Source organism: Pantoea sp. IMH (assembly GCF_000599885.1).
Taxonomy (GTDB): Bacteria; Pseudomonadota; Gammaproteobacteria; order Enterobacterales; family Enterobacteriaceae; genus Erwinia.
Window position 1 is genome coordinate 169,643 of sequence record NZ_JFGT01000002.1, and the last position, 24,130, is coordinate 193,772.

General features: G+C 56.1%; 14 protein-coding genes. 7 read left to right on the plus strand and 7 right to left on the minus strand.

The genetic code is table 11. From position 1 onward, the window contains the following. Positions 1 to 10: 10 nt before the first annotated feature. The 4 genes from wzc to wbaP form a co-directional block, all read right to left on the minus strand. Positions 11 to 2,191 carry a tyrosine-protein kinase Wzc gene (gene wzc / locus EA20_RS0100905; RefSeq protein WP_024965034.1) on the minus strand — a complete coding sequence of 727 codons (2,181 nt, stop codon included), beginning with the start codon at positions 2,189 to 2,191 and terminating at the stop codon, positions 11 to 13. A gap of 12 nt (positions 2,192 to 2,203) precedes the next feature. Beyond that, a complete protein-coding gene (locus EA20_RS0100910; protein ID WP_024965035.1) occupies positions 2,204 to 2,638 on the minus strand; it encodes a protein-tyrosine-phosphatase in 435 nt (144 codons plus the stop codon). 15 nt (positions 2,639 to 2,653) lie between these two features. Continuing rightward, positions 2,654 to 3,787, minus strand: a complete 1,134-nt coding sequence (locus EA20_RS0100915; RefSeq protein WP_024965036.1) for a polysaccharide export protein — start codon at positions 3,785 to 3,787, stop codon at positions 2,654 to 2,656. Between the two features lie 276 nt (positions 3,788 to 4,063). Beyond that, complete coding sequence (wbaP, locus tag EA20_RS0100920; protein WP_024965037.1) at positions 4,064 to 5,497, minus strand: undecaprenyl-phosphate galactose phosphotransferase WbaP; 1,434 nt, start codon at positions 5,495 to 5,497, stop codon at positions 4,064 to 4,066. An 807-nt stretch (positions 5,498 to 6,304) separates the two neighbouring features. On the opposite strand from wbaP, the gene EA20_RS0100925 reads away from it, so the two are divergent. Then, positions 6,305 to 7,885: a TerC family protein gene (locus EA20_RS0100925; RefSeq protein ID WP_024965038.1), complete on the plus strand. Its 1,581-nt coding sequence runs from the start codon at positions 6,305 to 6,307 to the stop codon at positions 7,883 to 7,885. 27 nt (positions 7,886 to 7,912) lie between these two features. On the opposite strand, the gene asmA is transcribed toward EA20_RS0100925, so the two are convergent. The 3 genes from asmA to udk form a co-directional block, all read right to left on the minus strand. Continuing rightward, the gene (gene asmA, locus EA20_RS0100930; RefSeq protein ID WP_024965039.1) at positions 7,913 to 9,754 is read right to left on the minus strand and encodes an outer membrane assembly protein AsmA; all 1,842 of its coding nucleotides are present in this window, start codon (positions 9,752 to 9,754) and stop codon (positions 7,913 to 7,915) included. A gap of 111 nt (positions 9,755 to 9,865) precedes the next feature. Further along, the gene (dcd, locus tag EA20_RS0100935) at positions 9,866 to 10,447 is read right to left on the minus strand and encodes a dCTP deaminase (protein WP_024965040.1); all 582 of its coding nucleotides are present in this window, start codon (positions 10,445 to 10,447) and stop codon (positions 9,866 to 9,868) included. A gap of 115 nt (positions 10,448 to 10,562) precedes the next feature. Beyond that, positions 10,563 to 11,204 carry a uridine kinase gene (gene udk / locus EA20_RS0100940; RefSeq protein ID WP_024965041.1) on the minus strand — a complete coding sequence of 214 codons (642 nt, stop codon included), beginning with the start codon at positions 11,202 to 11,204 and terminating at the stop codon, positions 10,563 to 10,565. Between the two features lie 271 nt (positions 11,205 to 11,475). Here udk and EA20_RS0100945 point away from each other — a divergent pair, with 271 nt between their 5' ends. From EA20_RS0100945 to mdtC, 6 genes are all read left to right on the plus strand, one after another. Then, entirely contained in the window at positions 11,476 to 12,108 is a 633-nt protein-coding gene (locus EA20_RS0100945; RefSeq protein ID WP_152540195.1) for a phosphatase PAP2 family protein, read from the plus strand. 149 nt (positions 12,109 to 12,257) lie between these two features. After that, complete coding sequence (locus EA20_RS19450) at positions 12,258 to 14,846, plus strand: diguanylate cyclase (protein WP_051516325.1); 2,589 nt, start codon at positions 12,258 to 12,260, stop codon at positions 14,844 to 14,846. 157 nt (positions 14,847 to 15,003) lie between these two features. Then, entirely contained in the window at positions 15,004 to 16,356 is a 1,353-nt protein-coding gene (gene yegD, locus EA20_RS0100955; protein WP_024965043.1) for a molecular chaperone, read from the plus strand. A gap of 325 nt (positions 16,357 to 16,681) precedes the next feature. Beyond that, positions 16,682 to 17,908, plus strand: a complete 1,227-nt coding sequence (locus EA20_RS0100960) for an MdtA/MuxA family multidrug efflux RND transporter periplasmic adaptor subunit (RefSeq protein ID WP_024965044.1) — start codon at positions 16,682 to 16,684, stop codon at positions 17,906 to 17,908. Next, positions 17,908 to 21,027: an MdtB/MuxB family multidrug efflux RND transporter permease subunit gene (locus EA20_RS0100965; protein ID WP_024965045.1), complete on the plus strand. Its 3,120-nt coding sequence runs from the start codon at positions 17,908 to 17,910 to the stop codon at positions 21,025 to 21,027. Before EA20_RS0100960 ends, EA20_RS0100965 begins: the two co-directional genes overlap by 1 nt. Then, positions 21,024 to 24,098, plus strand: coding sequence for a multidrug efflux RND transporter permease subunit MdtC (mdtC, locus tag EA20_RS0100970; RefSeq protein ID WP_024965046.1), 3,075 nt, complete (start codon positions 21,024 to 21,026; stop codon positions 24,096 to 24,098). The genes EA20_RS0100965 and mdtC overlap by 4 nt, the downstream gene beginning before the upstream one ends. Positions 24,099 to 24,130 lie beyond the last annotated feature (32 nt).

The window sequence follows — 24,130 nt, forward strand, 5'->3', positions numbered from 1 at the left end:
GCGCCTCTCCTTACGCTTTACTTTTGCTATCACCTTTATAGCTGTAATCGTAATAATCATAACCGTAGCCATACGCATTTGCGGCACGGCGCACCACGGCATTAAGGATAACGCCCTTAATATCAATGCCATTTTGTGCAAAGCGCTTGTAGCTGAAGTCTACTTCTTTCAGCGTATTGGTTTCGAAACGCGCCACCATCAGCGAGGTGCCGGCAAGCTTGCCGATAATGGTCGCATCGGTAACGGCCAGCACAGGTGGCGTATCGATCAGCACCAGATCGTAGTTCTTGTTCGCCCACTCCAGCAGCTCATTCATACGTGAATGCATCAGTAGCTCAGAAGGGTTAGGCGGCACCTGACCGCGGGCGATAAAATCGAAACCATAATCACCATGCTGAATAAGCTCAGGCGTGAACGGTTTTCTGCCGGACAGAATATCGGACAGGCCGACTTTGCTGCTGGCACCTAACAGTTCGTGGGTATAACCACGACGCATATCGCCATCGATAAACAGCACTTTCTGGCCCGCTTTCGCCACCAGCGTCGCCAGGTTGGCGCAGATAAAGGTTTTACCAATACCCGGGCTGGCACCGGTGATCATCAGTACGTTGTTTTTGGCTTCCATCATGGCGAAGTGCAGGCTGGTACGCAGGCTACGAATCGCTTCGATAGAAAGGTCAGTCGGGTTGCCCAACGCCAGCAGCGTGTTATGTGGGTCCTGCTTATTGCTGACGCCACGCTTCAGTAAGGCTTCAGCATCCTTCTTGCGCTGCCATTCAGAGAGCGGCACGCTGGCATAGACGTTCATGCCGTGCTCTTCAAGCTGGTCAGGGCTGGAGATACCGTGATGGAACAGCGCCTTCAGCAGCACGAGCCCGACGGAAACCAGCAGGCCAAGGATCAGGCTGACCAGCATAATCATGGCTTTCTTCGGTGCGACAGGTTTCGCGCCGGTGGCCGCGTGGTCGATAATACGCACATCGCCAACCGTACTGGCCTTGCTGATACGCAGTTCCTGCTGACGGTTCAGCAGCTGCATGTAAATTTCCTGGCCTGCCTGCACGTCTCGGGTCAGTCGTAAAATTTCCTGCTGGGTTTGCGGCATCTGACCAATTTTCTGGTTCAGCTTTTTCTGCTCGTCTTCCAGCGTTTTACGTTTTTCTAACAGTGCGCGGTAGGTCGGGTGATCTTTCTTAAACAGCTGGGACACTTCCGCTTCACGGAACGTCAGCTCGTTCAGCTGCGTCTGGACGCTGACCGAAGAGTCGAGCGCAGACTTGGCTTCCAGCGACATATCAACTGATTCGTTGTTACGACGGTAAGTGTTGAGCTTGTCTTCGGCTTCGTCCAGCTTAGTGCGCACCAGCGGCATCTGATGTTCGAGGAACTCCAGGCTGTTCTGCGCTTCCGCTGATTTACGCTGGATATTCTGTACCAGATAGTTGTTGATAATCTGGTTCAGAACCTTGCTGATCTGTTCAGGGTCTTCACCCGTATAGGTCAGCCCCAGCACGCCGGTATCCGCCCCTTTATCCGCAATGGCCAGGTTACCGACCACCATTTTGATTGCAGAGAGTTCGGACAGCTTGGTGATGGTAAAGCTGGTGCCGGGTTCAGCATCAATGCCGCTAACCAGCATCGTGACGCCATTATGGTTTTCGAGCTGGTTGATTTTGCCTTTAAACAGTTCATCGCCATCTTTAGAGACGATATAGCTGTCCGGGCCATCAACCTCGATTTCCAGGGTGTTTTCACCCCAGGCATCAGGCAGCGTCAGGCGGGAAACAGCAATTTCCGCAGGCTTGTTACCCATCAGGCGTGACAGGCCCTGGCCGATAACCGGCAGGAAGTTCTGCTCAACCAGAATATCTAAACCGAGATCTTCAACCGTTTTGCCGATGACCATGCGGGACTGCAGGATTTGTATTTCAGTCGCTGAAGCCGGTGCAGGTGGCATATCGCCCAGCTGATTCAGTACGGTGTTAGGACTTTTCTGCTCAACCTGCACCAGCGCATCGGCGCTGTAGATTGGCGTCGCCAGCAGGCTGTATAACGTGCCTATCAGTAAGAAGAAGGCGGTAACAGCTATAATGATCCAGCGGTGATCGATAAGTTGTCCCACAAGATGCGCCAAATCCCAGCCATTGGCGCCCTCTTTCGGCGATGGCGATACCTTACTTTTTATATTCATGGATAATCCCAACTATCGGCTTAATGCGTTGACCCATTTCTGGGCAGCGTTTTCGAGTAATCCGTACACGGCTTCAAAGGCTTCGCGGCTTTTCTTGTAAGGATCCGCTATATCCTGCTGGTTGAGCCAGTGACCAAACAACATGGTCTTGCCGCGTACGGAAGGGTTGATGCGATTGACCAACTCGACATGTCTTTTTTCCATCACCAGGATCAGATCATAATCCCGGCACATGTCTGAGGTCAGCTGTTGGGCGACATGCCCCTCCAGTGAAACCCCGTGCTCACTGGCCACGCCTGCGGCAGTTTCATCCGCCGCGTGGCCGGTCATCGCGCTCAGTCCCGCAGATGCAATCTTTTTTTCCGGCAGCGACGACTTGAGCAGCCGTTCTGCCGTTGGCGAGCGGCAGATATTTCCGACGCACACCACCAAGATTGAGTTAATCATCATATCTTCCAGTACTTACCAGTTATGAATCGTCTGTACGTTGCGCGTTGCATCGTAGAGGCCGCTGATAGTTGGTACCAGCTGCGAAATCACACGGTTCCAGCGCGTCAGCGGCGTCGAGGTCACGTAGACGATGTCGTAAGGCTGCAGCCGGAACTCCGATCCCATCACCATCGCTGAAGCATCTTTGGTATTCAGCTGATAGATATTGGCAATCTTCTTGCGGTTTTTGCCCGGAATTTGACGAATAACGAACACGCCGGTGGCATCTGCTGCAGTCTGATCCATGCCCTGCGAGCTTCCCAGCGCTTCAGCCAGCGTCATACCGCTGCGGTCCATTTTCAGGGTGGTCTGCTGCCGGACTTCGCCCATCACAAACACTTTCAGATCGTCATTGCGTGGTACATAAAGAATGTCGCCCGGATAAAGCAGATGGTTCTGCTTGAGGTCGCCGTTTTGCATCAGCGCCTGCAGGGAGATAGGCATGTCCCTGCCGTTATGGGTCAGTACCACGTTACGCCAGTCGGCGTCCTGGGTCAGACCACCGGCGGCGTTGACCGCATCAAGAATAGTCAGCGGCACGTTGGTGATCGGCTGCTGACCAGAATTGGTCACTTCACCTGTTACGTAGGCTTTCTGTGATTTAAAGGAAGCGACGCTGACATCAACCTGCGGACTCTCGATGTACTGCGCAAGACGTCGAGCGATATCGCCGCGGACTTCCTGAACGGAGCGGCCAGCAACGCGTACTTTGCCGATATAGGGATAGAAAATCGTGCCGTCGGAGTGAACCCAGTTGCCGGTGTCGCTGGCGCTGCGGTACTGACCGGCAGGCGTGGTCAGCTCAGGGTGATCCCAGACGATAACCGTCAGGACGTCGCCAACGCCGATACGGTATTCGTAATTTTGCAGTTCATTTTGCAGCTCCGGATTCTGCCGCGCCACGACAGGTTCCGGACGCATCTGCTCGACCAGTGCAGGCGTCATTGGGAAGACGTTGACGTACTGATCGATATCGAAATTGCTGTCCTGCTGCTTAATGACATCTTTTCCGCTGGTGGAAAGTTTTGTGCCCGGTGAAACAGTACAACCGGACAGAATGGCTGCCGATACCAACAGAGGTATCAATTTGGTTTTGATTTTAATCATCTATATCATCGCTATCAGTAATTTGAATGATAGTGGCGAAATCGCCGCTGTGTAGCGTCATGCAAAAGTATTCAGGTGAGTCCGTTGCTCAGGCCCGGTTATTGTCGGTCATTTAATTTAACTCCCTATCCTTTAATGGCTTGCCGGCGCGATATGTGACGCTCAACACCAGATTCAAAAAAAATGTTTAGTTCGCAAACTAATGACAAACAGTCAACCGAAGCGGGTAGAATTGCGCTGACAATTAACCCACTTCTTTTTTGATAAAACAGACCGTTAATAAGCGCCATCGCGTTTCAATACCACGCCGATGGTTTTAAACAAAATGGCGATATCGTTCCAGAGCGACCAGTTTTTGACATACCAGGAATCGAAATAGACACGCGTTTCGTAATCCACATCGTTGCGGCCGCTTACCTGCCACAGTCCGGTCATGCCCGGTTTCGCCATGAAGTAGTAATCAACATCGCCTGCATAACGCTCCAGCTCATCTTCAATAACCGGACGCGGGCCGACAAGGCTCATCTCGCCACGAACCACGTTCCACAGCTGAGGAAGCTCGTCCAGGCTGGTTTTACGGATGAAATGACCAATACGCGTGATGCGGGGATCGTTTTTCAGTTTGAAGTCTTTATCCCATTCAGCACGCGCAACGGGGTCGGTACGCAGCACCTCTTCCAGCACTTCTTTAGAGTTAATGACCATTGAGCGGAACTTGAGGCATTTGAACTTACGGCCATTCATACCCACACGCTCATGGCCGTAGATAGGATTGCCACCGTCACGGGCAACCATAAAGATCAGCACCGCCAGCGCTGGCATCAGCATGGTGATAATCCCCAGCGCGCCAACGATATCAAAGGTGCGTTTCAGAATGCGTGACGTGCGCTTCGCCAGGTTGTTGCTCACGCGCAGTATCATCACTTCATGGCTGAAGATGTAGGCCATATCGGTACCATAAAGCGGTACGCCACGCAGTGAAGGGATAACGGATACGGAGCGGCAGTTATGCTTCGCCAGATTTTTCAGCCAGAGATCGCGGTACTGGCTCTGCTCATACTCGACCGCCACGATGAACTGTGTTTCGCTGTTAACCAGCTGCCACAGCTCGCCTTCTTCGCGGATTACCGGTACGCCAAAGAGAGCGTGTGCCGGCGTGGTGTTATCAACGTCATAGAAGGCGACAACGTCAAAGCCCATCACTTCTTCGCTCTGCAGCGCCAGCCAGGCTTCTTCCGCATTTTTGCCGCTGCCGATAATAATCGACTGTTTTTTCCACAGGCCGTAATGGTTAAGAATGCGTTTGACGATTGCCCGTCCCAGTGGAATTAACGCCATCGCCAGCAGCCAGGTGAATACCCAGATCCAGCGGGACATTTCCCATTTTGACAGGGCAGTAATCGACAGATCGATGACTGAGAAAATCAGGACGATTTTGAATATTTCTTTTAACTCAAACCAGAAAGGCTTGCGGTAAGTATAATGCCTCAGGCGTACCCAGAACCAGCCAACGCAGAGAACGGACAGGGCAATATGCGTTACAATCTTTAATTGTAACGTCGAGGAAGAAATATCATTTAGCAAATCCCCTGGTAAAGCCTTAATAAATAAGATGGCAATAAATAAAGAGGCATTGAAACAAATGAGATCGGAGAGTGCCAATGACAGTTTTATTAGTAGCCCTTTAAAGGTGTATTCAATATCGCGCATAATTAACTCTTAATTTCTTTTCCGGAAGCCTGTGATTTATTAATTTCCATCTCTGGAAATAATTGCGTGGTTTTACTCACATCATTTATTACACAGGAAACGTATTTTGGGAGTTGTGTATAAAAGGTCATTGTAACAAGCGATGCCGTAGAGAATTGACATGTAAAATCAACAACAACGCCAGTTACTGGTACATATTTCCGTCAGGAACTCGTCCCGTCAGGCACGCTACCGCCCCTGGCTTGTAGCTACCAATGCACTGTACCGGTCGACGCTTTGTTGGTTTTATCCTGTCCTCTCTGACCGGCAGGCTGGCGCGTTCGTCACTTTATGCGCTGCTGTACGCATAAAATGCCAATCAGACACCGTTACCGCGTTAATTTTTGATTAACTCAGACATTTACTAACACGTTGCTATACTAGTTATAAATGGCCTGTTTACAAGAGTTCGTCCCCGTCCGTACTCCCTTTTAGGATTAAGACTACCTTCCGTTCCACTCAGTACCTTGCATTTCTTCTTTCCCCCGTCAGTTAAAATTCAGACTAATTCGATCTGAAAATAAGAATAATCCTTAACGCTTTCTCATTGCCGGATAAGTATCCCCCAGTTCGCTTAATCAACCTATGCGAATATTCTTGAAAAAAAGCGCAGATATTTCCGCCTTTTTTCAACGCTATTAGTCCGACATCCCCGCTTAAATTGTGGCGATAATCTGTTCCCTGACCTCGCGTTGGGATTATTTGTTGAATTGCGCCAGCATCGCTAGCATCATGATTGCTCCTGAAACCTCTTCTGGTGAGAATGTGATGTTTGAGTGGATCGTCGATCCGTCAATCTGGGCTGGCCTTGTCACGCTGGTCGTTTTAGAGCTGGTGCTGGGCATTGATAACCTGGTTTTTATTGCGATTCTGGCGGAAAAACTGCCTCCTGCTCAGCGTGACAAAGCACGCGTTACCGGACTGCTCCTTGCGCTGGTGATGCGTCTGCTGCTGCTGGCATCAATTTCCTGGCTCTCTTCTTTAACCCATTCCCTCTTCACCCTGAACGGACATGCGTTCAGCGCCCGCGATCTGATTATGCTGATCGGCGGCCTCTTTCTGCTGTTTAAAGCCACCGTCGAACTTAATGAACGGCTTGAAGGGAAGGATGAGACGGAAAATCTACAAAAGCGCGGCGCTAAATTCTGGCCCGTTGTCGCGCAAATAGTGGTCCTGGATGCGGTCTTCTCGCTGGATTCGGTGATCACCGCAGTCGGTATGGTCGATCATCTTGCGGTGATGATGGCGGCGGTAATCATTGCCATCAGTCTGATGCTGCTTGCCAGTAAGCCGCTAACCCGCTTCGTTAACGCCCACCCTACCATCGTTATTCTCTGTCTGAGCTTCCTGTTGATGATTGGCTTCAGCCTGGTCGCCGACGGGTTTGGCTATCCGGTGCCGAAAGGCTATCTCTATGCCGCCATTGGCTTTTCAATTGTTATCGAAGGGCTGAATCAACTCGCGCAGTTTAACCGCCGCCGCTTCCTGACGGCAAAATCGCCGCTACGTCAGCGCACGGCGGAAGCGGTGTTACGCCTGCTGCGCGGCAGTCATGAACCGGTCACGCTGGATACGGAAACCTCCCTGATGGTCGCGGACAACGGTGAGCGTCAGCCGGTATTCAACAAGCAGGAACGGATGATGATCGCCAGCGTGCTGGGAATGGCGCAGCGATCCGTCAGCAGCATTATGACGTCGCGTCATGACGTCACGCATCTGGATCTCAGTGAATCACCCGACAAAATAATGGCAGTGCTGGACAATAATCACCATACGAGACTGGTGGTTACCGACAATAGCGACGATCCGCTTGGCGTGGTGCATGTGATCGACCTGCTCCATCAGTCTCTGCACAGCAGTGACCTGGATATCCGCTCGCTTGTCCGTCAGCCGCTGGTTTTCCCGGAGCAGCTTACGCTGCTGGCGGCGCTGGAGCAGTTCCGGGCAGCCAGAACGCATTTTGCCTTTGTGGTGGATGAGTTTGGCTCAGTGGAAGGTGTGGTAACGCTGAGTGACGTGATGGAGACGATCGCAGGCAATCTCCCTCACGAAGATGAGCGTCTCGATCCCCGTTATGATATTCAGCAGCTTCCTGAGGGACACTGGATCGCTAACGGCCATATGCCGCTTGACGATCTGGTGATGTATGTGGCGCTGCCGATGAGTGAAAAACGTGAATATCACACGCTGGCCGGGCTGCTGATGGAACATATGCAGCGTATTCCGCAGGAAGGGGAAGAAATTCAGATTGGCGATTACCTGTTCCGCATCCTGCAGATTGAAAGCCATCGGGTGCAGAAAGTAGAGATTATACCGTTAGAAAACAGCGAACAGGATTACGAAGTATAAACGCCGCCCGCAGGCGGCGTTACCGGTTTAAAGCTTATTAATCAGCTTCTGTACCGGGCTCCTGGTCTCCCCGTTCTGATTCCGTTCCGCCCAGTTTTTAAGCCTTTTTTCCGCCTCGTCGCGAAGTTGCTGACGCAGCACCTGGTCAACCTGCAGTGAATAATGCAGTCCGGCCCAGGGACCGTAAATCCGCAACGGCACCGGGGTCTGCTGCAGCCGTCTGACGAGTTCGCCGTCTCCCTGCCAGCCCTGCGTCACGGTGATGCCAAAGTGGAGATCTGCCAGGCGTTTGATCAGGTCTACGCTGCCTTTGCCCTGATAATTAAGCATGCTGCTGCTGCCATTCAGCGTGATAAAGTCCAGTGCACCGTTATTCAGCGTGGCTCCGCCTTCGATCTGCTGAAGCGCGCTGCTGGTCGTGGCTTCATCCGGACCCTGCACGCGGTCGCTGCTGCGCTCAACCGCCCGCTGGATCATTTGCTGAAAGTTAAGCCCGGCCATCTGAGCATCGCTCAGACGGACCTGAGCCTTGCCCTGCCAGTCGCGCTTAAAGGCAGCGATCGACAGTCCCGTGCCGGTAAAGCGTCCCGTCAGCGACAGATCGCCACTGAGCGAGGCGGGCATATCAAAGGCCTTCAGCAGCGGCGCCACGGCGATATTGCTCAGCGCGGGCTGCAGGCTGACGGCGGTTTTACTCTGGCGCACGTCAACACTGCCGGGCAGAGAGAATTCACCGTTTCCGGCTTTCCCTTTCAGCGTGTTCAGGCTGAGTACACCCTGCTCGCCTGTGGCATTGAGCGCAACCTGCTGCAAATCCATTCCCCGCCAGCGCAGCTTATCGATCGCAAGCGCCACTTCACCATCCACCGCATTCAGGATCTCACCGGCATGCTCTTCCTCAACGGTGCGGGCGATAACCGGTCCGGGCGCGGAACGCGGCGAAGCTACGCGTTCATCATTGTCAGTTTCACCAGACGCCAGCCCCATCAGTGAATCGATGTCGAGCATCGGTGAATGGAGATCGATCCTGAGCGTTGGCCGCGCGGCCAGTTCACCGCTGATGCTGCCGGAAAGCTGGCTTTCGTTAACGCTCATCGCGAGATCTTTCAGGCTAAAGGCGTGACTTTTCTCCGTCCATTCCGCCTGCATTTTCGCCTGCCCCGCCACGCCCTGCGCAGGCAGGCTGGCTCCGGTTAGCTGATAGTCGAGCTGGTTGATCATCGCGGAAAGGTGCTGCGGATAACGACTGACGTCCATATCCGCGTTAAGAGTGACCTGAAGTTCGCGCTGATCGCGACTGATACGGCTGCTCAGCTCAAGGTGCGCCTGGCGGCGCTGATTTTGCGACATCTGCAGATTCAGGTCGCGTACGTTCAGCTGTTCGCCGCTTGCCTGCTGCCAGATTAGCAGGCTGTCCGCCACTCTGAGGTCTGCAATATCAAACTTCCAGCCCTGAGTGCTGACTGGTGGAGTCGCATCCCGCGGCCCAACCGGCGCATCAGCCGGACGGCGCGCTTCGCTGTCAGGCGTCAGGCGGATCACCGCGCCTTTCAGCATCACCTGCTTAACCGCCAGCTGATGGGAAAGTAAAGGAAGAAGATTCACGTCGAGCCGCATATTGTCAGCACTGACCACCGGCTGCGTCGCGCCGGGCGCGGTCAGGGTCATCTTGCCGGACAAAATGCTGAGCTGGGGCCAGACATGCCAGCGCAGATCGCCATCCAGCGCAAGACGGTAGCCGCTGCGCTGTTCAACCTGCTGCGCCATATAATCGCGAAAGTCATTGGGATTAACCAACAGAACCAGCGCGGTCATGCCCGCTACGATCACCACCAGCAAAATAGCCAGCGTGGTAATGAATCTTCTCATTCCTTCCCCTTATCCCTGTCGGTTCGCTGCTGCATGGGCTGACCTGCTCTTTATGGGTACAGACGGAGAACAGGAGGTAATGCCTGGCGGGCAAACCGGCAACGCTGTGTATTAATCTTTATCTATCCGGCTGGCGTCAGCGCCCTGCTGCCCCTTGTATTTCGCATCCTGCCGGCGGTTATAGGGACGCGCCGCCGGACCGGAAAGCGGTTCGAAACTGAGCGCGCCAATCAGCATACCGGGACGCAGCGCCAGAGGCAGCTTACCTGAATTGTAGAATTCAAGCACGATGCGGCCCTGCCAGCCAGGATCGATACGATGTGCGGTGACGTGCACCATCAGCCCCAGACGCGCCAGCGACGAACGGCCATCCAGCCAGCCGACCAGATTGTCTGGCAGGGTGACTGACTCAAACGTGACCGCCAGCGCCAGCTCACCGGGATGTAAAAAGAAAGCTTCTCCTTCCGGCAGCACAATCTCATCGCTCATCACGCGATCCAGCGCTTCGCTGACTTCCGCTTTGGGGCCGCTCAGATCGATAAACGCGGCAGTGTGCCCGCGAAAGGTCCGGAACTGGTTACCCAGACGCACATCAACCGTAGCGCCATTAATACGCTCTACCGGAGGACGGGGGGAAATATCAAGCTGGCCGCTGTCCAGCCAGGCTTCAATATCGCGATCGCATAATCTCATGACGGAAACTCCACATGGGTCAAAAGTGCCTGAACTCTATCAGGAAGCTGGCTGCAACGCTTCCTGCATGTCGGATAGCCCGTCGGGCCTGAAGCCGGACAGGCTACCGTCGCGACTATTCGAAGAATTGATTTATTTTCGCCTTCAGAATATCGATCGCGATGCGGTTTTTACCGCCGCGTGGCACGATAATGTCGGCATACTGCTTGGAAGGTTCGATAAACTGCAGAAACATCGGCCGGACGGTTTTCTGATACTGCGCCATAACGGAATCCATAGAGCGGCCGCGTTCGTTGACGTCGCGCTTCATACGGCGCATCAGGCAGATATCCAGCGGCGTATCTACGAAGATGGAAAAATTCATCTCCTGGCGCAGGCGCGCGTCGGTCAGCAGTAATATACCCTCAAGGATAATCACCTTTTTCGGCTTAAGCAGCAGGGTCTGTTCAGTACGGGTATGTTCAACATAGCTGTAGACCGGCAGATCGATAGCGTTACCCGTCTTCAGCATCTGCAAATGCTGGAGCAGCAGGCTGTGATCCATCGCGCTGGGGTGGTCGTAGTTAGTTTTAACCCGCTCATCCATCGTCAGATGGCTCTGGTCTTTGTAATACGCGTCCTCAGGGATCACACCAATATTTTCATCACCCACCCGCTCGCGCACTTCGCGATAAAGGGTACTGGCGATAAGACTTTTTCCCGAGGCAGATGCGCCGGCGATACCTACGATGACGCACTGATGCGACTTGTCAGTCATAAATTAAAGACCTGGTTACTGGTTGTCAGAGACAATGGAGAGGAGAATTCGCGCGTAATTATAGGGATTTCGCGGGGTTGATGCCAGTGAAAAGCGCCGGAATGCTTTTCAGACTTTCCCGTTAGGCGCGGTTTGTGTTCACCGGTAAACTGTTTTTATTGCGATCCGCTTCACATTTTGAGCCAGCGAACCGCCCTTACCCGCGCAGGTTAATCCCAGCATTAACCTGGTTCGCCGCGTGTCTGGCTCCTTAACACAGCAAAAAGGAAAGATGGTGTACTGGCAAATTATTCATACGTTGACCTACTTTGGCGACAGCTGGCTGCTGATCCCGACCGCCGCCATTATGGCCATTCTGATTGCCTGGAAAAACAGTAACCGTCGTGCGGTCTGGTACTGGATCCTCGCCTTTTGCGCCACGGGCGCCATCGTCAGCCTGTCAAAAATCGCCTTCCTTGGCTTTGGCATCGGCAGCGCACGCTACAATTTTACCGGGTTCAGCGGCCACAGTGCGATGGCCGCCACGCTCTGGCCGGTTATGCTCTGGCTGCTCAGCGGTCGTCTGAAAGGATTCTGGCGCGGCGTTGCCGTCGGTATCGGCTATCTGATCCCCCTGATGGTTGGCGTGTCACGGCTGATACTGAGCTATCACTCCCACAGCGAAGTCGTCACCGGCCTGCTGCTCGGCTTCACGCTCAGTACCGCTTTTCTGGTCAGCCAGCGCGGATCGCAGCTGAAAACCTTCTCCGCCGGTCAGCTCTGCATCGCGCTTTTATTGCCTTTGCTGCTGCTGAGCCATGGCCGCATCGCCACCACGCAGCAGTTTCTGCAGCGTCTGTCGGTTGAGATCGCCGGTATCGATCACCCCTGGACACGCAGTGATCTGTTTAAATTTCGTCAGTAGCACCACTTTTCCGGCAAAATACCGGGTCAATCGTCCGAACAGAGGGGTGTTTTGAATTAGCGGCAGGCAGGAAGAAAACGATATGTTAGCATAACTAATGTACAGATAAATGCGCGGACAGGAGCGTCTGGCACCCTGCTGGATTAGTGATGACGACTGAGACTTTATTTAGCCTAAACCGCACCTGTTTGCCGTGGCGCGCCGCCCTGACGTTTGGCGCCATCACCTTTGCGTTAAGTTTTTTTTGCATGACGCTGATTGAAGTCAGCGGCGCGGTTTCTCCACTGTGGTTCAGCACCGCGCTGCTGACGGTCCTGATCTTTCGCCAGCCCGTCGCCTCGCTGCCGCTGATTGCGCTTGCCTGCACCGCCGGCAACGCCGCCGCCATCGCTGCAATTTCCGGGCCCGGATTTCCGCATATTCTGTTTCCGCTGATCAACCTTTTCCAGGCCATGATGGGCGGTGCGCTGCTGCGACGGCTGCTGGATCGGAAATCCCCGCTCGGATCGCTGCTCAGCTGGAGCAAGATGGTCATAACAACCGGCGTTCTGACGCCGCTGGCGGGCGCGCTGATGGTAAGCTGGCTGATGACGCTGTTCGATCGCGCCAGTCCGCAGCTCTTCTCCACCTGGATAGTTTCCGAGGCGATCGGCATGCTCTCGCTGGGTCCGGTCTGTCTGCTCTGGCGGGGCGATTACTTTCGCACCAATTTCAATCCCGCCGTACTTTATGAAACGCTACTGACGCTGGCGATCACGCTGACGCTGACCTGGTTATCCCTGCGTTATCTTCCCTGGCCCTTTACCTTTGTAATAGTGGTGCTCTTTTACAGCGCCGTGCGGCTGCCTCGCTTTGAAGCCTTTATGGTCTTCCTGGCAACGCTGACCCTGATGACGCTGGTCCTTGCGCTGAACAGGCTCAATGTTAAGGCGGATACGGGTATATTCAGCAGCGTCCCCTGGTTGCCCTTTCTGATGGCGATTATCCCCAGCCATATGATGGCGCTGGTGATGCACTCCTTTCGCAAAGAGAAAAAGCACATTACCGAAAGTGAAACCCGGTTCCGCCACGCGATGGAATATTCGGCGATCGGTATGGCGCTTGTTTCGCCTCAGGGTCAGTGGCTGCAGGTCAATAAGTCACTCTGCCAGCTATTGGGTTATGACGAAAAAGCGTTGAGTGCGATGACCTTCCAGCAGATCACGCATCCTGACGATCTGGATGCCGACCTTCGTCAGCTTCACGCGTTATTGCTCGGCGATATTGAAACCTACAGCATGGAAAAACGCTATTTACGCAAAGATGGCGAACTTGTCCGCGCCTTACTGACGGTTTCGCTGGTCAGAGACAGTGAGCAGCTGCCGCTCTATTTTATCTCTCAGATCGAGGATATTACCGGGCTCCGGCATACCGAAGAGGTGAATAAGCGGCTGATGCAGCGCATCACGCTGGCAAATGAAGCGGGAGGTATCGGCGTCTGGGACTGGAATTTGAAAACCGGCATAATGCACTGGGACAAGCGGATGTTGCAGATTTACGATCTGCAAACGGAAGGCGAAGCGACCTATCTGACCTGGGTCAACTGCATGCACCCTGCTGACAGACAGGGTGCGATAGACGCCTTTAATCTGAGCATTAAAACCGCCTCGCCTATCGATATCCAGTTCCGTATTGCAACCGATCATGGCACCCGCTATATCCGCAGCCAGGCACGGATAATGCTGGATGAACAGGGCGAAGTGGAGAAAATGCTGGGCATCAATCAGGATGTCACCACCATGCACCAGTTAACCGATGCGCTTTATCAGGAAAAAGAGCGGATGCATATTACGCTGGACGCTATCGGTGAAGCCGTTATCACGACGGATGAGGAGATGCGGGTTATCTTTATGAACCCGGTGGCGGAAGAGATGAGCGGCTGGCGCCAGGAAGAGGCCGTCGCCAGGCCCATCAGTGAAATCCTGCGCATCACCGAGGGGAATGACGGGCCGGAAGTTGAGAACCTCCTGCTCTGTAAACTGCCAACCAAAAAATCCGTTCCCGATCTCGATCGGGATTTGGTGCTGCATAACAGCGACGGCGAGCGGTTTGATATCCATTACAGTATCACCCCGCTAAAAACCCAGCAGGGAGAGAATATCGGCAGCGTGATGGTGATGCAGGACGTCAGTGAATCGCGTGCCATGCTGCGTCATCTGAGCTACAGCGCCTCCCATGATATGCTGACGCGTCTGCCAAACCGGGTCAGTTTTGAACATCAGCTGATGACAATGCTGCACTCCGCCGCTGAACAGGGGCGTCAGCACGTACTGGTTTTCCTCGATCTCGATCATTTCAAAGCGGTGAACGATACGGCGGGACATGCGGCAGGCGATGCGCTGTTACGTGAAATCGCCGTGGTGATGAAAAGCCATCTCCGCCACAGCGACGTGCTTGCCCGCCTGGGCGGCGATGAGTTTGGTCTCCTTCTGCAGGATTGCCCACTGGAGAATGGCCGTGAGCGGGTGGAGCAGATTATCAGCGCCGTACTTGGGTATCCTTTCGTCTGGGAAAATCTCCTGCATCGTATTGGCGCCAGTGCCGGACTTACTGCCATCCTCGCCGGTAACAGCGCCAGCGAGGCGATGGCTCAGGCCGATATGGCCTGCTATCGCGCCAAGCGTAGCGGCCGTGGGCAGCTTGCCGTTTACGAAGCGCCGCCACCAACGCCGCTGACGGCGTCCCGCCCGGAAAACTGATCCTGCGGAGGCGGTGCCGATCCTCTCTGCGCGATTCCTCTGCGTCACATGGTGAACAGGGCCTCCCGATCTAAGACAAAATACGCGCCGGTTCTTGCTCTGCCGTCATCGCTGGGCTAAAGTCGCCCCCTTTTTTCACTGCCAGCGGAGGGGACGAATGTTCATCGGCTTTGATTACGGCACGGCAAACTGCTCGGTCGCTATTATGAATGAGGGTAGCCCGCAGCTGCTGCCCCTTGAGCAGGGCTCCACGCTACTGCCTTCTATGCTTTGCGCCCCCACACGCGATGCGGTCAGCGAATGGCTGTTCCGCCATCATCAGGTTCCCACCCCGGCGGCGGAGAATCAGGCGATCCTGCGCCGGGCGCTGACGCTGAATCGCGAAGAAGATATCGACGTGCTGCCCGGCAGCGTCCAGTTTGGCCTCGCTTCGCTGGCGCACTATATGGCCGATCCGGAAGACGTCTGGTTTGTAAAATCGCCCAAATCCTTTCTGGGCGCAGGCGGCCTTAAGCCGCAACAGGTCGCCTTTTTCGAGGATCTGGTTTGCGCCATGATGCTGCACATTCGCCAGACGGCGGAGCAGCAGCTGAATGCGCAGGTGACCCAGGCGGTAATAGGTCGCCCGGTGAATTTCCAGGGGCTGGGCGGCGATGAGGCAAACCGCCAGGCGCAGGGCATTCTGGCGCGCGCTGCAAGCCGTGCCGGCTTTAAAGACGTCGAGTTTCAGTTTGAACCTGTGGCGGCAGGACTCGATTTCGAAGCGACGCTGGATAAAGAAACCCGGGTGCTGGTGGTGGATATCGGCGGTGGCACCACCGACTGCTCCATGCTACTGATGGGGCCGGAATGGCACGATAAAGCAGAGCGCAGCAGCAGCCTGCTGGGCCACAGCGGCTGCCGCGTCGGCGGAAACGATCTGGATATTATGCTGGCGTTTAAAGAGTTAATGCCGCTGCTTGGGCTGGGTGGAGCGACGGAAAAAGGCATTGCCCTGCCCGCGCTGCCGTGGTGGAACGCGGTCGCCATTAATGACGTTCCCGCGCAGAGTGATTTTTACGCCACGGCCAGCCGCAAGCAGCTTCAGGAGCTGATACGCGACGCCGCTGAGCCGGAAAAAGTGAAGCGCCTGCTGAAAGTCTGGCAGCAGCGTCTCAGCTACCGGCTGGTGCGGGCCGCTGAAGAGAGTAAAATCGCCCTCTCCGATCGTCAGGCAGTCACCAGTACGCTGCATTTTATTGAGCAGGCGCTGGAAACAACCCTGACCACCGACACGCTGGAGGCCGCCGTCGCCCAGCCGCTTGAGCGCATCAGGGAGCAGGTGAAGCTGGCGCTGGACGGCAGCAGCGTACGTCCGGATGTGGTGTTTCTGACCGGCGGCAGCGCGAAATCGCCGGTGCTGCGCGAGGCAATCAACCAAATGCTGCCGGGCATCCCGCTTACCAGCGGCGATGATTTCGGCTCCGTCACCGCCGGTCTGGCGCGCTGGGCGCAGGTGATGTTCCGCTAAAGCCAGCTTTTGCTGATTCGTTCTCAGGGTTGCCGCCGCCAGGGCGGTAGCCTTCACCCGCCGATCCGCCGCGCCTGTGCCAGGCAGTCAGTGTGGGCTTTGCCCTTTGAGTTTTGAGCGCAGGTAAGCTTAAACTATTCCCGGCCTTTGTACTGCCTGGTCATCTTAACGTAAAAGTATGTAAGGACATGAATAGTTACACCTCCTGCGCAAGTTATCCTTAATTCCTTCAATTTTTTGTCCTGCAAACTCGCTACACTAGCGCCATTATGGGACTTACTTTGGCCCTGACTTTGTAATTTGCTACCGGAGAGCTCACCACAGCATGAACGCCAAACGCCGTTTTCCTTCGCTCGTCCTTATCCTGATCGTTCTGGCCGCTGCGGCAGGCGGCTACTACTGGTGGCAAAGTCATCATGCATCATCGCCAGAAACCGCCCGCGGTACGGGCGATCCCCGCGGGCCGGGCAGCAAAGGCCGTGGTCCGCTTTCGCCGGTGCAGGCGTCCGCCGCCACGCGTGAGAGCGTACCGCTGTATCTCTCCGGCCTGGGAACGGTGACCTCCGTCAATACCGTGACGCTGCGCAGCCGCGTGGAGGGCAACCTTATCGCGCTGCATTTTAAAGAAGGTGAAGAGGTTGAAGCGGGCCAACTGCTGGCGGAGATCGATCCGCGTCCCTATGAGGTGGCACTGATGCAGGCTCAGGGACAGCTGGCGAAGGATCAGGCTACGCTTGCAAATGCCCGGCGCGACCTGGCGCGCTACGAAAAGCTGGCCAAGACCAATCTCGTCTCTCAGCAGGAGATCGACACCCAGCGCTCGCTGGTCAGCGAAACGCTCGGCACCCTGAAAGCCGATGAGGGCAGCGTCGCCAGCGCACAGCTTAACCTGACCTACAGCCGCATCACCGCGCCGGTGTCAGGACGCGTTGGCTTAAAACAGGTGGATATTGGCAATTATATTACCAGCGGCGATACCAATGGCATTGTGGTCATTACCCAGACTCACCCTATCGACGTGGTGTTCAGCCTGCCGGAAAACACTATCAGCACGATCCTGACCGCGCAGAAAAGCGGTGAGCCGATTCCGGTTGAAGCCTGGGACAGAAGCAACAGCACGCTGCTGACCACCGGCACCTTGCTGAGCATGGATAATCAGATCGATGCCACCACCGGGACGGTGAAGCTGAAAGCCCGCTTTACCAACGAGGGTGATGAACTTTTCCCTAACCAGTTTGTGAATGCCCGGCTGAAGGTCAACACGCTACAGAATGCCATTGTCATTCCGGCGGCTGCGCTGCAGATGAGTAACGAAGGCAATTTTGTCTGGGTCGTGAACAGTGACAACAAGGTGAGCAAGAAGAGCGTCAAAGCCGGCCTGCAGGAGAGTACCAGAGTGGTGATTGAGGCTGGTCTGGAAGCTGGCGAGCGGGTAGTTACTGACGGCATCGACCGTCTGACCGAAGGCGCTGCAGTGGAAGTCGTTGCCGCACAGTCAACCCCCCTGACCTCCGCGAAAAGCGTTCAGCCAGCGAAGGGAGCCAGCGACTGATGCAGGTGATGCCTCCAAGCGCCAGCGGCGGGCCATCCCGCCACTTTATCCTGCGGCCAGTCGCCACAACGCTGCTGATGGTGGCGATCCTGCTGGCCGGGATACTGGGCTACCGCGCCCTGCCCGTCTCCGCGCTGCCGGAAGTGGACTATCCCACTATTCAGGTCGTCACTCTCTATCCTGGTGCCAGCCCGGATGTGGTCACTTCCTCAATTACCGCACCGCTCGAACGCCAGTTTGGTCAGATGTCCGGCCTCAAGCAGATGTCGTCCCAAAGCTCCGGCGGCGCGTCGGTGGTCACGCTCCAGTTTCAGCTAACGCTGCCGCTGGACGTGGCAGAGCAGGAGGTGCAGGCCGCCATTAATGCAGCCACCAATCTGCTGCCGTCTGACCTGCCTAATCCTCCGGTCTACAGCAAGGTTAACCCGGCAGATCCGCCCATCATGACGCTCGCCGTGACCACAACCAGTATGCCGATGACCCAGGTCGAGGATATGGTTGAAACGCGCATCGCGCAGAAGATTTCCCAGGTTTCAGGCGTGGGGCTGGTCACGCTTTCCGGCGGCCAGCGTCCGGCGGTTCGCGTGCGTCTGAACGCTCAGGCGCTGGCGGCGCTGGGCCTTGACAGCGAGACGATCCGCACCGCCATCACCAGCGCCAACGTCAATTCGGCGAAGGGCAGCCTGGACGGGCCAGAGCGCTCTATCACCCTCTCCGCCAATGACCAGATGAAGTCCGCCGAGGACTACCGCCAGCTGATCGTGGCCTACCAGAATGGATCGCCGGTTCGTCTGCGGGATGTGGCCACAGTCGAGACCGGCGCGGAAAACCGCTGGCTTGGCGCCTGGGCTAACCGTCAGCCTGCTATCGTGCTGAACGTACAGCGCCAGCCCGGCGCGAACATCATTACTACCGCCGACAGCATTCGCCGGATGCTGCCGGGCCTGACCGCCTCACTGCCGAAGTCGGTCGAGGTTAAGGTGCTAAGCGATCGCACCACCAACATCCGCGCCTCGGTACATGATGTGCAGTTTGAGCTGATGCTGGCGCTGGCGCTGGTGGTGATGATTATCTATCTGTTTCTGCGAAATGTGCCGGCTACCATTATTCCCGCCGTCGCCGTGCCGCTCTCGCTGGTGGGCACCTTCGCGGTAATCTATTTCCTTGGCTTCTCGGTCAATAACCTGACGCTGATGGCGCTGACTATCGCCACCGGCTTTGTGGTGGATGATGCCATCGTGGTGATTGAGAATATTTCGCGCTATATCGAAAAAGGCGAGAAGCCGATGGCCGCGGCGCTGAAAGGCACCGGCGAAATCGTTTTTACCATTATTTCCCTGACTTTCTCGCTGATTGCCGTTCTGATCCCGCTGCTCTTTATGGGGGATATCGTCGGCAGGCTTTTCCGGGAATTTGCGGTCACGCTGGCCGTTGCCATCCTGATTTCCGCCCTGGTATCGCTGACGCTGACGCCGATGATGTGCGCCCGTATGCTCAGCGCGGAATCCCTGCGTAAACAGAATCGCTTTTCGCGCGCCAGCGAGGCGATGTTTGAACGTATCATCGCCCGCTACGGCCAGATGCTGCGTCGCGTGCTTAACCATCCCTGGATCACCCTGAGCGTGGCGCTGGGCGCACTGGCCATTACCGTGCTGCTCTGGGTGGCGATTCCGAAAGGATTTTTTCCCCTTCAGGACAACGGCATTATTCAGGGAACGTTGCAGGCGCCTCAGTCGGTCTCCTATGCCAATATGGCAGAACGCCAGCAGCAGGTCGCTTCACTGATTATGAAAGATCCGGCCGTCCAGAGCCTGACCTCCTTTGTGGGCGTTGACGGAACCAACCCGGCGCTCAACAGCGGGCGTTTGCAGATTAACCTTAAGCCGCTCGACGAGCGCGATGACCGGATTCCGGCCATTATCGACCGTCTCCAGGCTGAAGTAGACCGGGTGCCGGGCATTCAGCTTTACCTGCAACCGGTGCAGGATCTGACCATCGATACCCAGGTAAGCCGTACCCAGTATCAGTTTACGCTGCAGACCGGATCGCTCGACTCGCTGAGCCTGTGGGTGCCGAAGCTGCTGGCAACGCTGGGAACGCTGCCGCAGCTGAAAGATGTCAGCAGCGACTGGCAGGATCAGGGGCTGGAAGCCTTTATCCGCGTCGATCGCGACAGCGCCAGCCGCCTTGGCATCAGTATGGCGGACGTCGATAATGCGCTTTATAACGCCTTCGGCCAGCGCCTGATATCCACCATCTATACGCAGGCCAGCCAGTACCGCGTGGTGCTTGAACAGGATATTGCCAGCACACCGGGCCTCGCGGCGCTGAATGAGATCCGCCTGACCAGCAGCGATGGCGGCATGGTGCCGCTCAGCGCGATCGCCAAAGTGGAGCAGCGTCACGGCGCACTGACCATCAATCATCTGGATCAGTTCCCCTCCACCACCTTCTCGTTTAACGTCAGCGACGGGTACTCTCTGGAACAGGCGGTGAATGCCATCACCCAGGCTGAGCAGGATCTGGCGATGCCAGCGGAGATCATGACCCAGTTCCAGGGCAGTACCCTGGCTTTCCAGGCGGCGCTCTCCAGCACCGTGTGGCTGATTGTCGCCGCTATTGTGGCGATGTATATCGTACTCGGCGTGCTCTATGAGAGCTTTATTCATCCGGTCACGATCCTCTCCACGCTGCCTACCGCAGGCGTCGGGGCGTTACTGGCGCTGATGCTGAGCGGTAACGAGCTGGATGTGATCGCCATCATCGGGATTATTCTGCTGATCGGAATCGTGAAGAAGAACGCCATCATGATGATCGACTTTGCGCTGGCCGCCGAGCGTGAGCAGGGCATGAAGCCTTATGAGGCCATTTATCAGGCCTGCCTGCTGCGCTTCCGGCCCATTCTGATGACCACCCTGGCCGCCCTGCTCGGCGCCCTGCCGCTGATGCTGAGCCAGGGGGTCGGTGCCGAGCTGCGGCGGCCGCTCGGCGTGGCGATGGTTGGCGGACTGATTGTCAGCCAGGTGCTGACCCTGTTTACCACGCCGGTGATCTATTTGTTGTTCGACCGCCTGGCACAGGCGACCCGCCGTCGTCTGGTGCGTGAGGAGGCAGAGTGAAATTTTTTGCGCTCTTTATCCACCGGCCGGTTGCCACCATTCTGCTGACCATCGCCATCGCGCTGGCGGGTATTCTCGGCTTCCGTCTGCTGCCCGTGGCCCCGCTGCCACAGGTGGATTTTCCGGTCATTCTGGTCTCCGCCTCGCTGCCGGGCGCGTCGCCAGAGACGATGGCTTCCTCGGTCGCCACGCCGCTGGAGCGGGCGCTTGGCCGCATTGCGGGCGTCAGCGAAATGAGCTCAACCAGTTCACTTGGCAGCACGCGGGTGATACTGGTATTTGATTACGATCGTGATATTAACGGCGCCGCGCGCGACGTCCAGGGAGCGATTAACGCGGCGCAAAGCCTGCTGCCGAGCGGTATGCCGAGCCGCCCGACCTACCGTAAAATTAACCCCTCTGACGCGCCGATTATGATCCTGTCGCTGACGTCAGAGACCTATTCGCCCGGCCAGCTTTATGACTTCGCCTCCACTCAGCTGGCACAGAAACTGGCGCAAATTGAGGGTGTCGGCGACGTGACCATCGGCGGTAGTTCGCTGCCTGCCGTGCGCGTTGACCTTAACCCACAGGCGCTGTTTAACCAGGGTGTCTCGCTGGACGCGGTGCGGGAGTCAATTGCCAGCGCTAACCAGCGCAGGCCGCAGGGTGCCATTGAGGAGAAGCTGCACCGCTGGCAGTTAAAAACTAATGACGAGCTGCAAAGCGCCGCCGAATACCGCTCTCTGGTGGTGCACTACAGTAACGGCAGCGCCGTGCGTCTGGCAGATGTGGCCAACGTTACCGACTCGGTAGAGGATACGCGCAACGCCGGGATGGCCAACGGCAAACCGGCCATTCTGGTGCTGGTACGCAAACTGCCCGAAGCCAACATTATCGATACTGTCGATCGCATCCGTGCAGAAGCGCCCGAGCTGAGAAACATTATTCCAGCCTCCATCCATCTTGAGATTGCGCAGGATCGTTCTCCCACTATTCGCGCCTCGCTGGAGGAAGTGGAGCATTCACTGGTGATTTCGGTGGGGCTGGTCATCCTGGTGGTCTTTGTTTTTCTGCGCTCCGGCCGCGCCACCCTTATTCCCGCCGTCGCCGTGCCGGTGTCGCTGATTGGCACCTTCGCCGCCATGTATCTCTGCGGCTTCAGCCTGAATAATCTGTCGCTGATGGCGCTGACGGTGGCGACAGGCTTCGTGGTCGATGACGCCATTGTGGTACTGGAAAACATCTCCCGCCACGTTGAGGCGGGCATGAAACCGGTCCAGGCGGCGTTACAGGGCGTGCGGGAAGTGGGTTTTACCGTGCTGTCGATGAGCCTTTCGCTGATCGCGGTTTTCCTGCCGCTGCTGATGCTGGGGGGGCTGATCGGACGATTTTTTACCGAGTTTGCCGTCACGCTTTCGGTATCGATTGCCATTTCGCTCCTGATCTCAGTGACGCTGACACCAATGATGTGCGCCCGTCTGCTGCGCCCTCATCGCCCGCGCGAGCAGTCCCGCCTCCGGGGAGCGGGCAAGCTGTTTCTGCGACTTCAGCAGGGCTATGGCCGTTCGCTTAACTGGGTGCTTAATCACTCACGCTGGACGCTGCTGGTTTTTCTCGCCACCATCGGACTGACCATGTATCTGTACGTGGTGATCCCCAAAACTTTTATGCCGGAACAGGATACCGGCAGGCTGATGGGCTTTATTCAGGCCGACCAGAGCATCTCTTTCCAGTCGATGCGCGGCAAGCTGGAAGATTTTATGAAGATCGTTCATGACGATCCGGCTGTCGATAACGTGGTGGGCTTTACCGGCGGCTCGCGTACCAACAGTGGTTCCATGTTTATCTCGCTTAAGCCGCTGGATCAGCGTAGCGAGAGCGCTCAGGCAGTGATTGCTCGTTTGAGAGGGAAACTGGCGAAAGAGCCGGGCGCGAGCCTCTTTCTGATGGCGGTGCAGGATCTGCGCGTAGGCGGACGTGAGTCAAACGCCAGCTACCAGTATTCTCTGCTGTCGGATGACCTGGACGAGCTGCGTGAGTGGGAACCCAAAATCCGCCGGGCCTTTGCCGCCCTGCCGCAGCTGGCGGACGTCAACTCCGATCAGCAGGATAAAGGGTCGGAGATGGCCTTACTCTACGATCGTGAAAGCATGGCCAGGCTGGGGATTGATGTTTCAGAGGCGAATACCTTGCTGAATAACGCCTTTGGTCAGCGGCAGATCTCTACCATTTACCAGCCTCTGAATCAGTACAAGGTCGTTATGCAGGTCGATCCGCGCTATACCCAGGATATCAGCGCGCTGGATAAAATGTACGTAATTAACAGCGAGGGCAAGGCGATCCCGCTTGCCTGGTTCGCCAGCTGGCAGCCTGCCAATTCACCGCTGTCGGTCAACCATGAAGGCCTTTCTGCGGCCTCCACTATCTCGTTTAACCTGCCGGAGGGCGTTTCCCTGTCTCAGGCGTCAGAAGCGATTGAACGCAGCATGACTTCCCTGGGTGTCCCCTCCAGCGTGCGCGGGAGCTTCGCCGGTACGGCTCAGGTATTTGAAGAGTCGCAAAACAGTCAGCTCTGGCTGATTCTGGCGGCGATTGCCACCGTTTATATCGTGCTGGGAATGCTCTATGAAAGCTACGTGCATCCGCTGACGATCCTCTCCACGCTGCCTTCTGCCGGGGTGGGTGCGCTGCTGGCGCTGGAGCTGTTTGGCGCGCCTTTCAGCCTGATTGCCCTTATCGGCATTCTGCTGCTTATCGGTATCGTGAAGAAGAACGCCATTATGATGGTGGACTTTGCGCTTGATGCGCAGCGTAGCGGCAATCTGAGCGCCCGTGAGGCAATATTCCAGGCGAGCCTGCTGCGCTTCCGGCCCATTATGATGACCACCCTGGCCGCGCTGTTCGGCGCGCTGCCGCTGGTCCTGACCTCCGGCGACGGCGCTGAACTGCGCCAGCCGCTGGGAATTACCATCGTTGGCGGTCTGGTAATGAGTCAGCTACTGACGCTTTACACCACGCCGGTGGTCTATCTCTATATGGATAAACTGCGGCGTAAGAAAACGACAGAACGCCTCGGTGCCCTTTCATAACCGGCGCGGCGTGAAGGAGGAGTCCGTCAGGC

Excerpts from the sequence above, each read along its gene's own strand:
- wzc (WP_024965034.1), bottom strand. The coding sequence starts at position 2,191 with ATGAATATAAAAAGTAAGGTATCGCCATCGCCGAAAGAGGGCGCCAAT.
- EA20_RS0100910 (WP_024965035.1), bottom strand. The coding sequence starts at position 2,638 with ATGATTAACTCAATCTTGGTGGTGTGCGTCGGAAATATCTGCCGCTCG.
- EA20_RS0100915 (WP_024965036.1), bottom strand. The coding sequence starts at position 3,787 with ATGATTAAAATCAAAACCAAATTGATACCTCTGTTGGTATCGGCAGCC.
- wbaP (WP_024965037.1), bottom strand. The coding sequence starts at position 5,497 with ATGCGCGATATTGAATACACCTTTAAAGGGCTACTAATAAAACTGTCA.
- EA20_RS0100925 (WP_024965038.1), top strand. The coding sequence starts at position 6,305 with ATGTTTGAGTGGATCGTCGATCCGTCAATCTGGGCTGGCCTTGTCACG.
- asmA (WP_024965039.1), bottom strand. The coding sequence starts at position 9,754 with ATGAGAAGATTCATTACCACGCTGGCTATTTTGCTGGTGGTGATCGTA.
- dcd (WP_024965040.1), bottom strand. The coding sequence starts at position 10,447 with ATGAGATTATGCGATCGCGATATTGAAGCCTGGCTGGACAGCGGCCAG.
- udk (WP_024965041.1), bottom strand. The coding sequence starts at position 11,204 with ATGACTGACAAGTCGCATCAGTGCGTCATCGTAGGTATCGCCGGCGCA.
- EA20_RS0100945 (WP_152540195.1), top strand. The coding sequence starts at position 11,476 with ATGGTGTACTGGCAAATTATTCATACGTTGACCTACTTTGGCGACAGC.
- EA20_RS19450 (WP_051516325.1), top strand. The coding sequence starts at position 12,258 with ATGACGACTGAGACTTTATTTAGCCTAAACCGCACCTGTTTGCCGTGG.
- yegD (WP_024965043.1), top strand. The coding sequence starts at position 15,004 with ATGTTCATCGGCTTTGATTACGGCACGGCAAACTGCTCGGTCGCTATT.
- EA20_RS0100960 (WP_024965044.1), top strand. The coding sequence starts at position 16,682 with ATGAACGCCAAACGCCGTTTTCCTTCGCTCGTCCTTATCCTGATCGTT.
- EA20_RS0100965 (WP_024965045.1), top strand. The coding sequence starts at position 17,908 with ATGCAGGTGATGCCTCCAAGCGCCAGCGGCGGGCCATCCCGCCACTTT.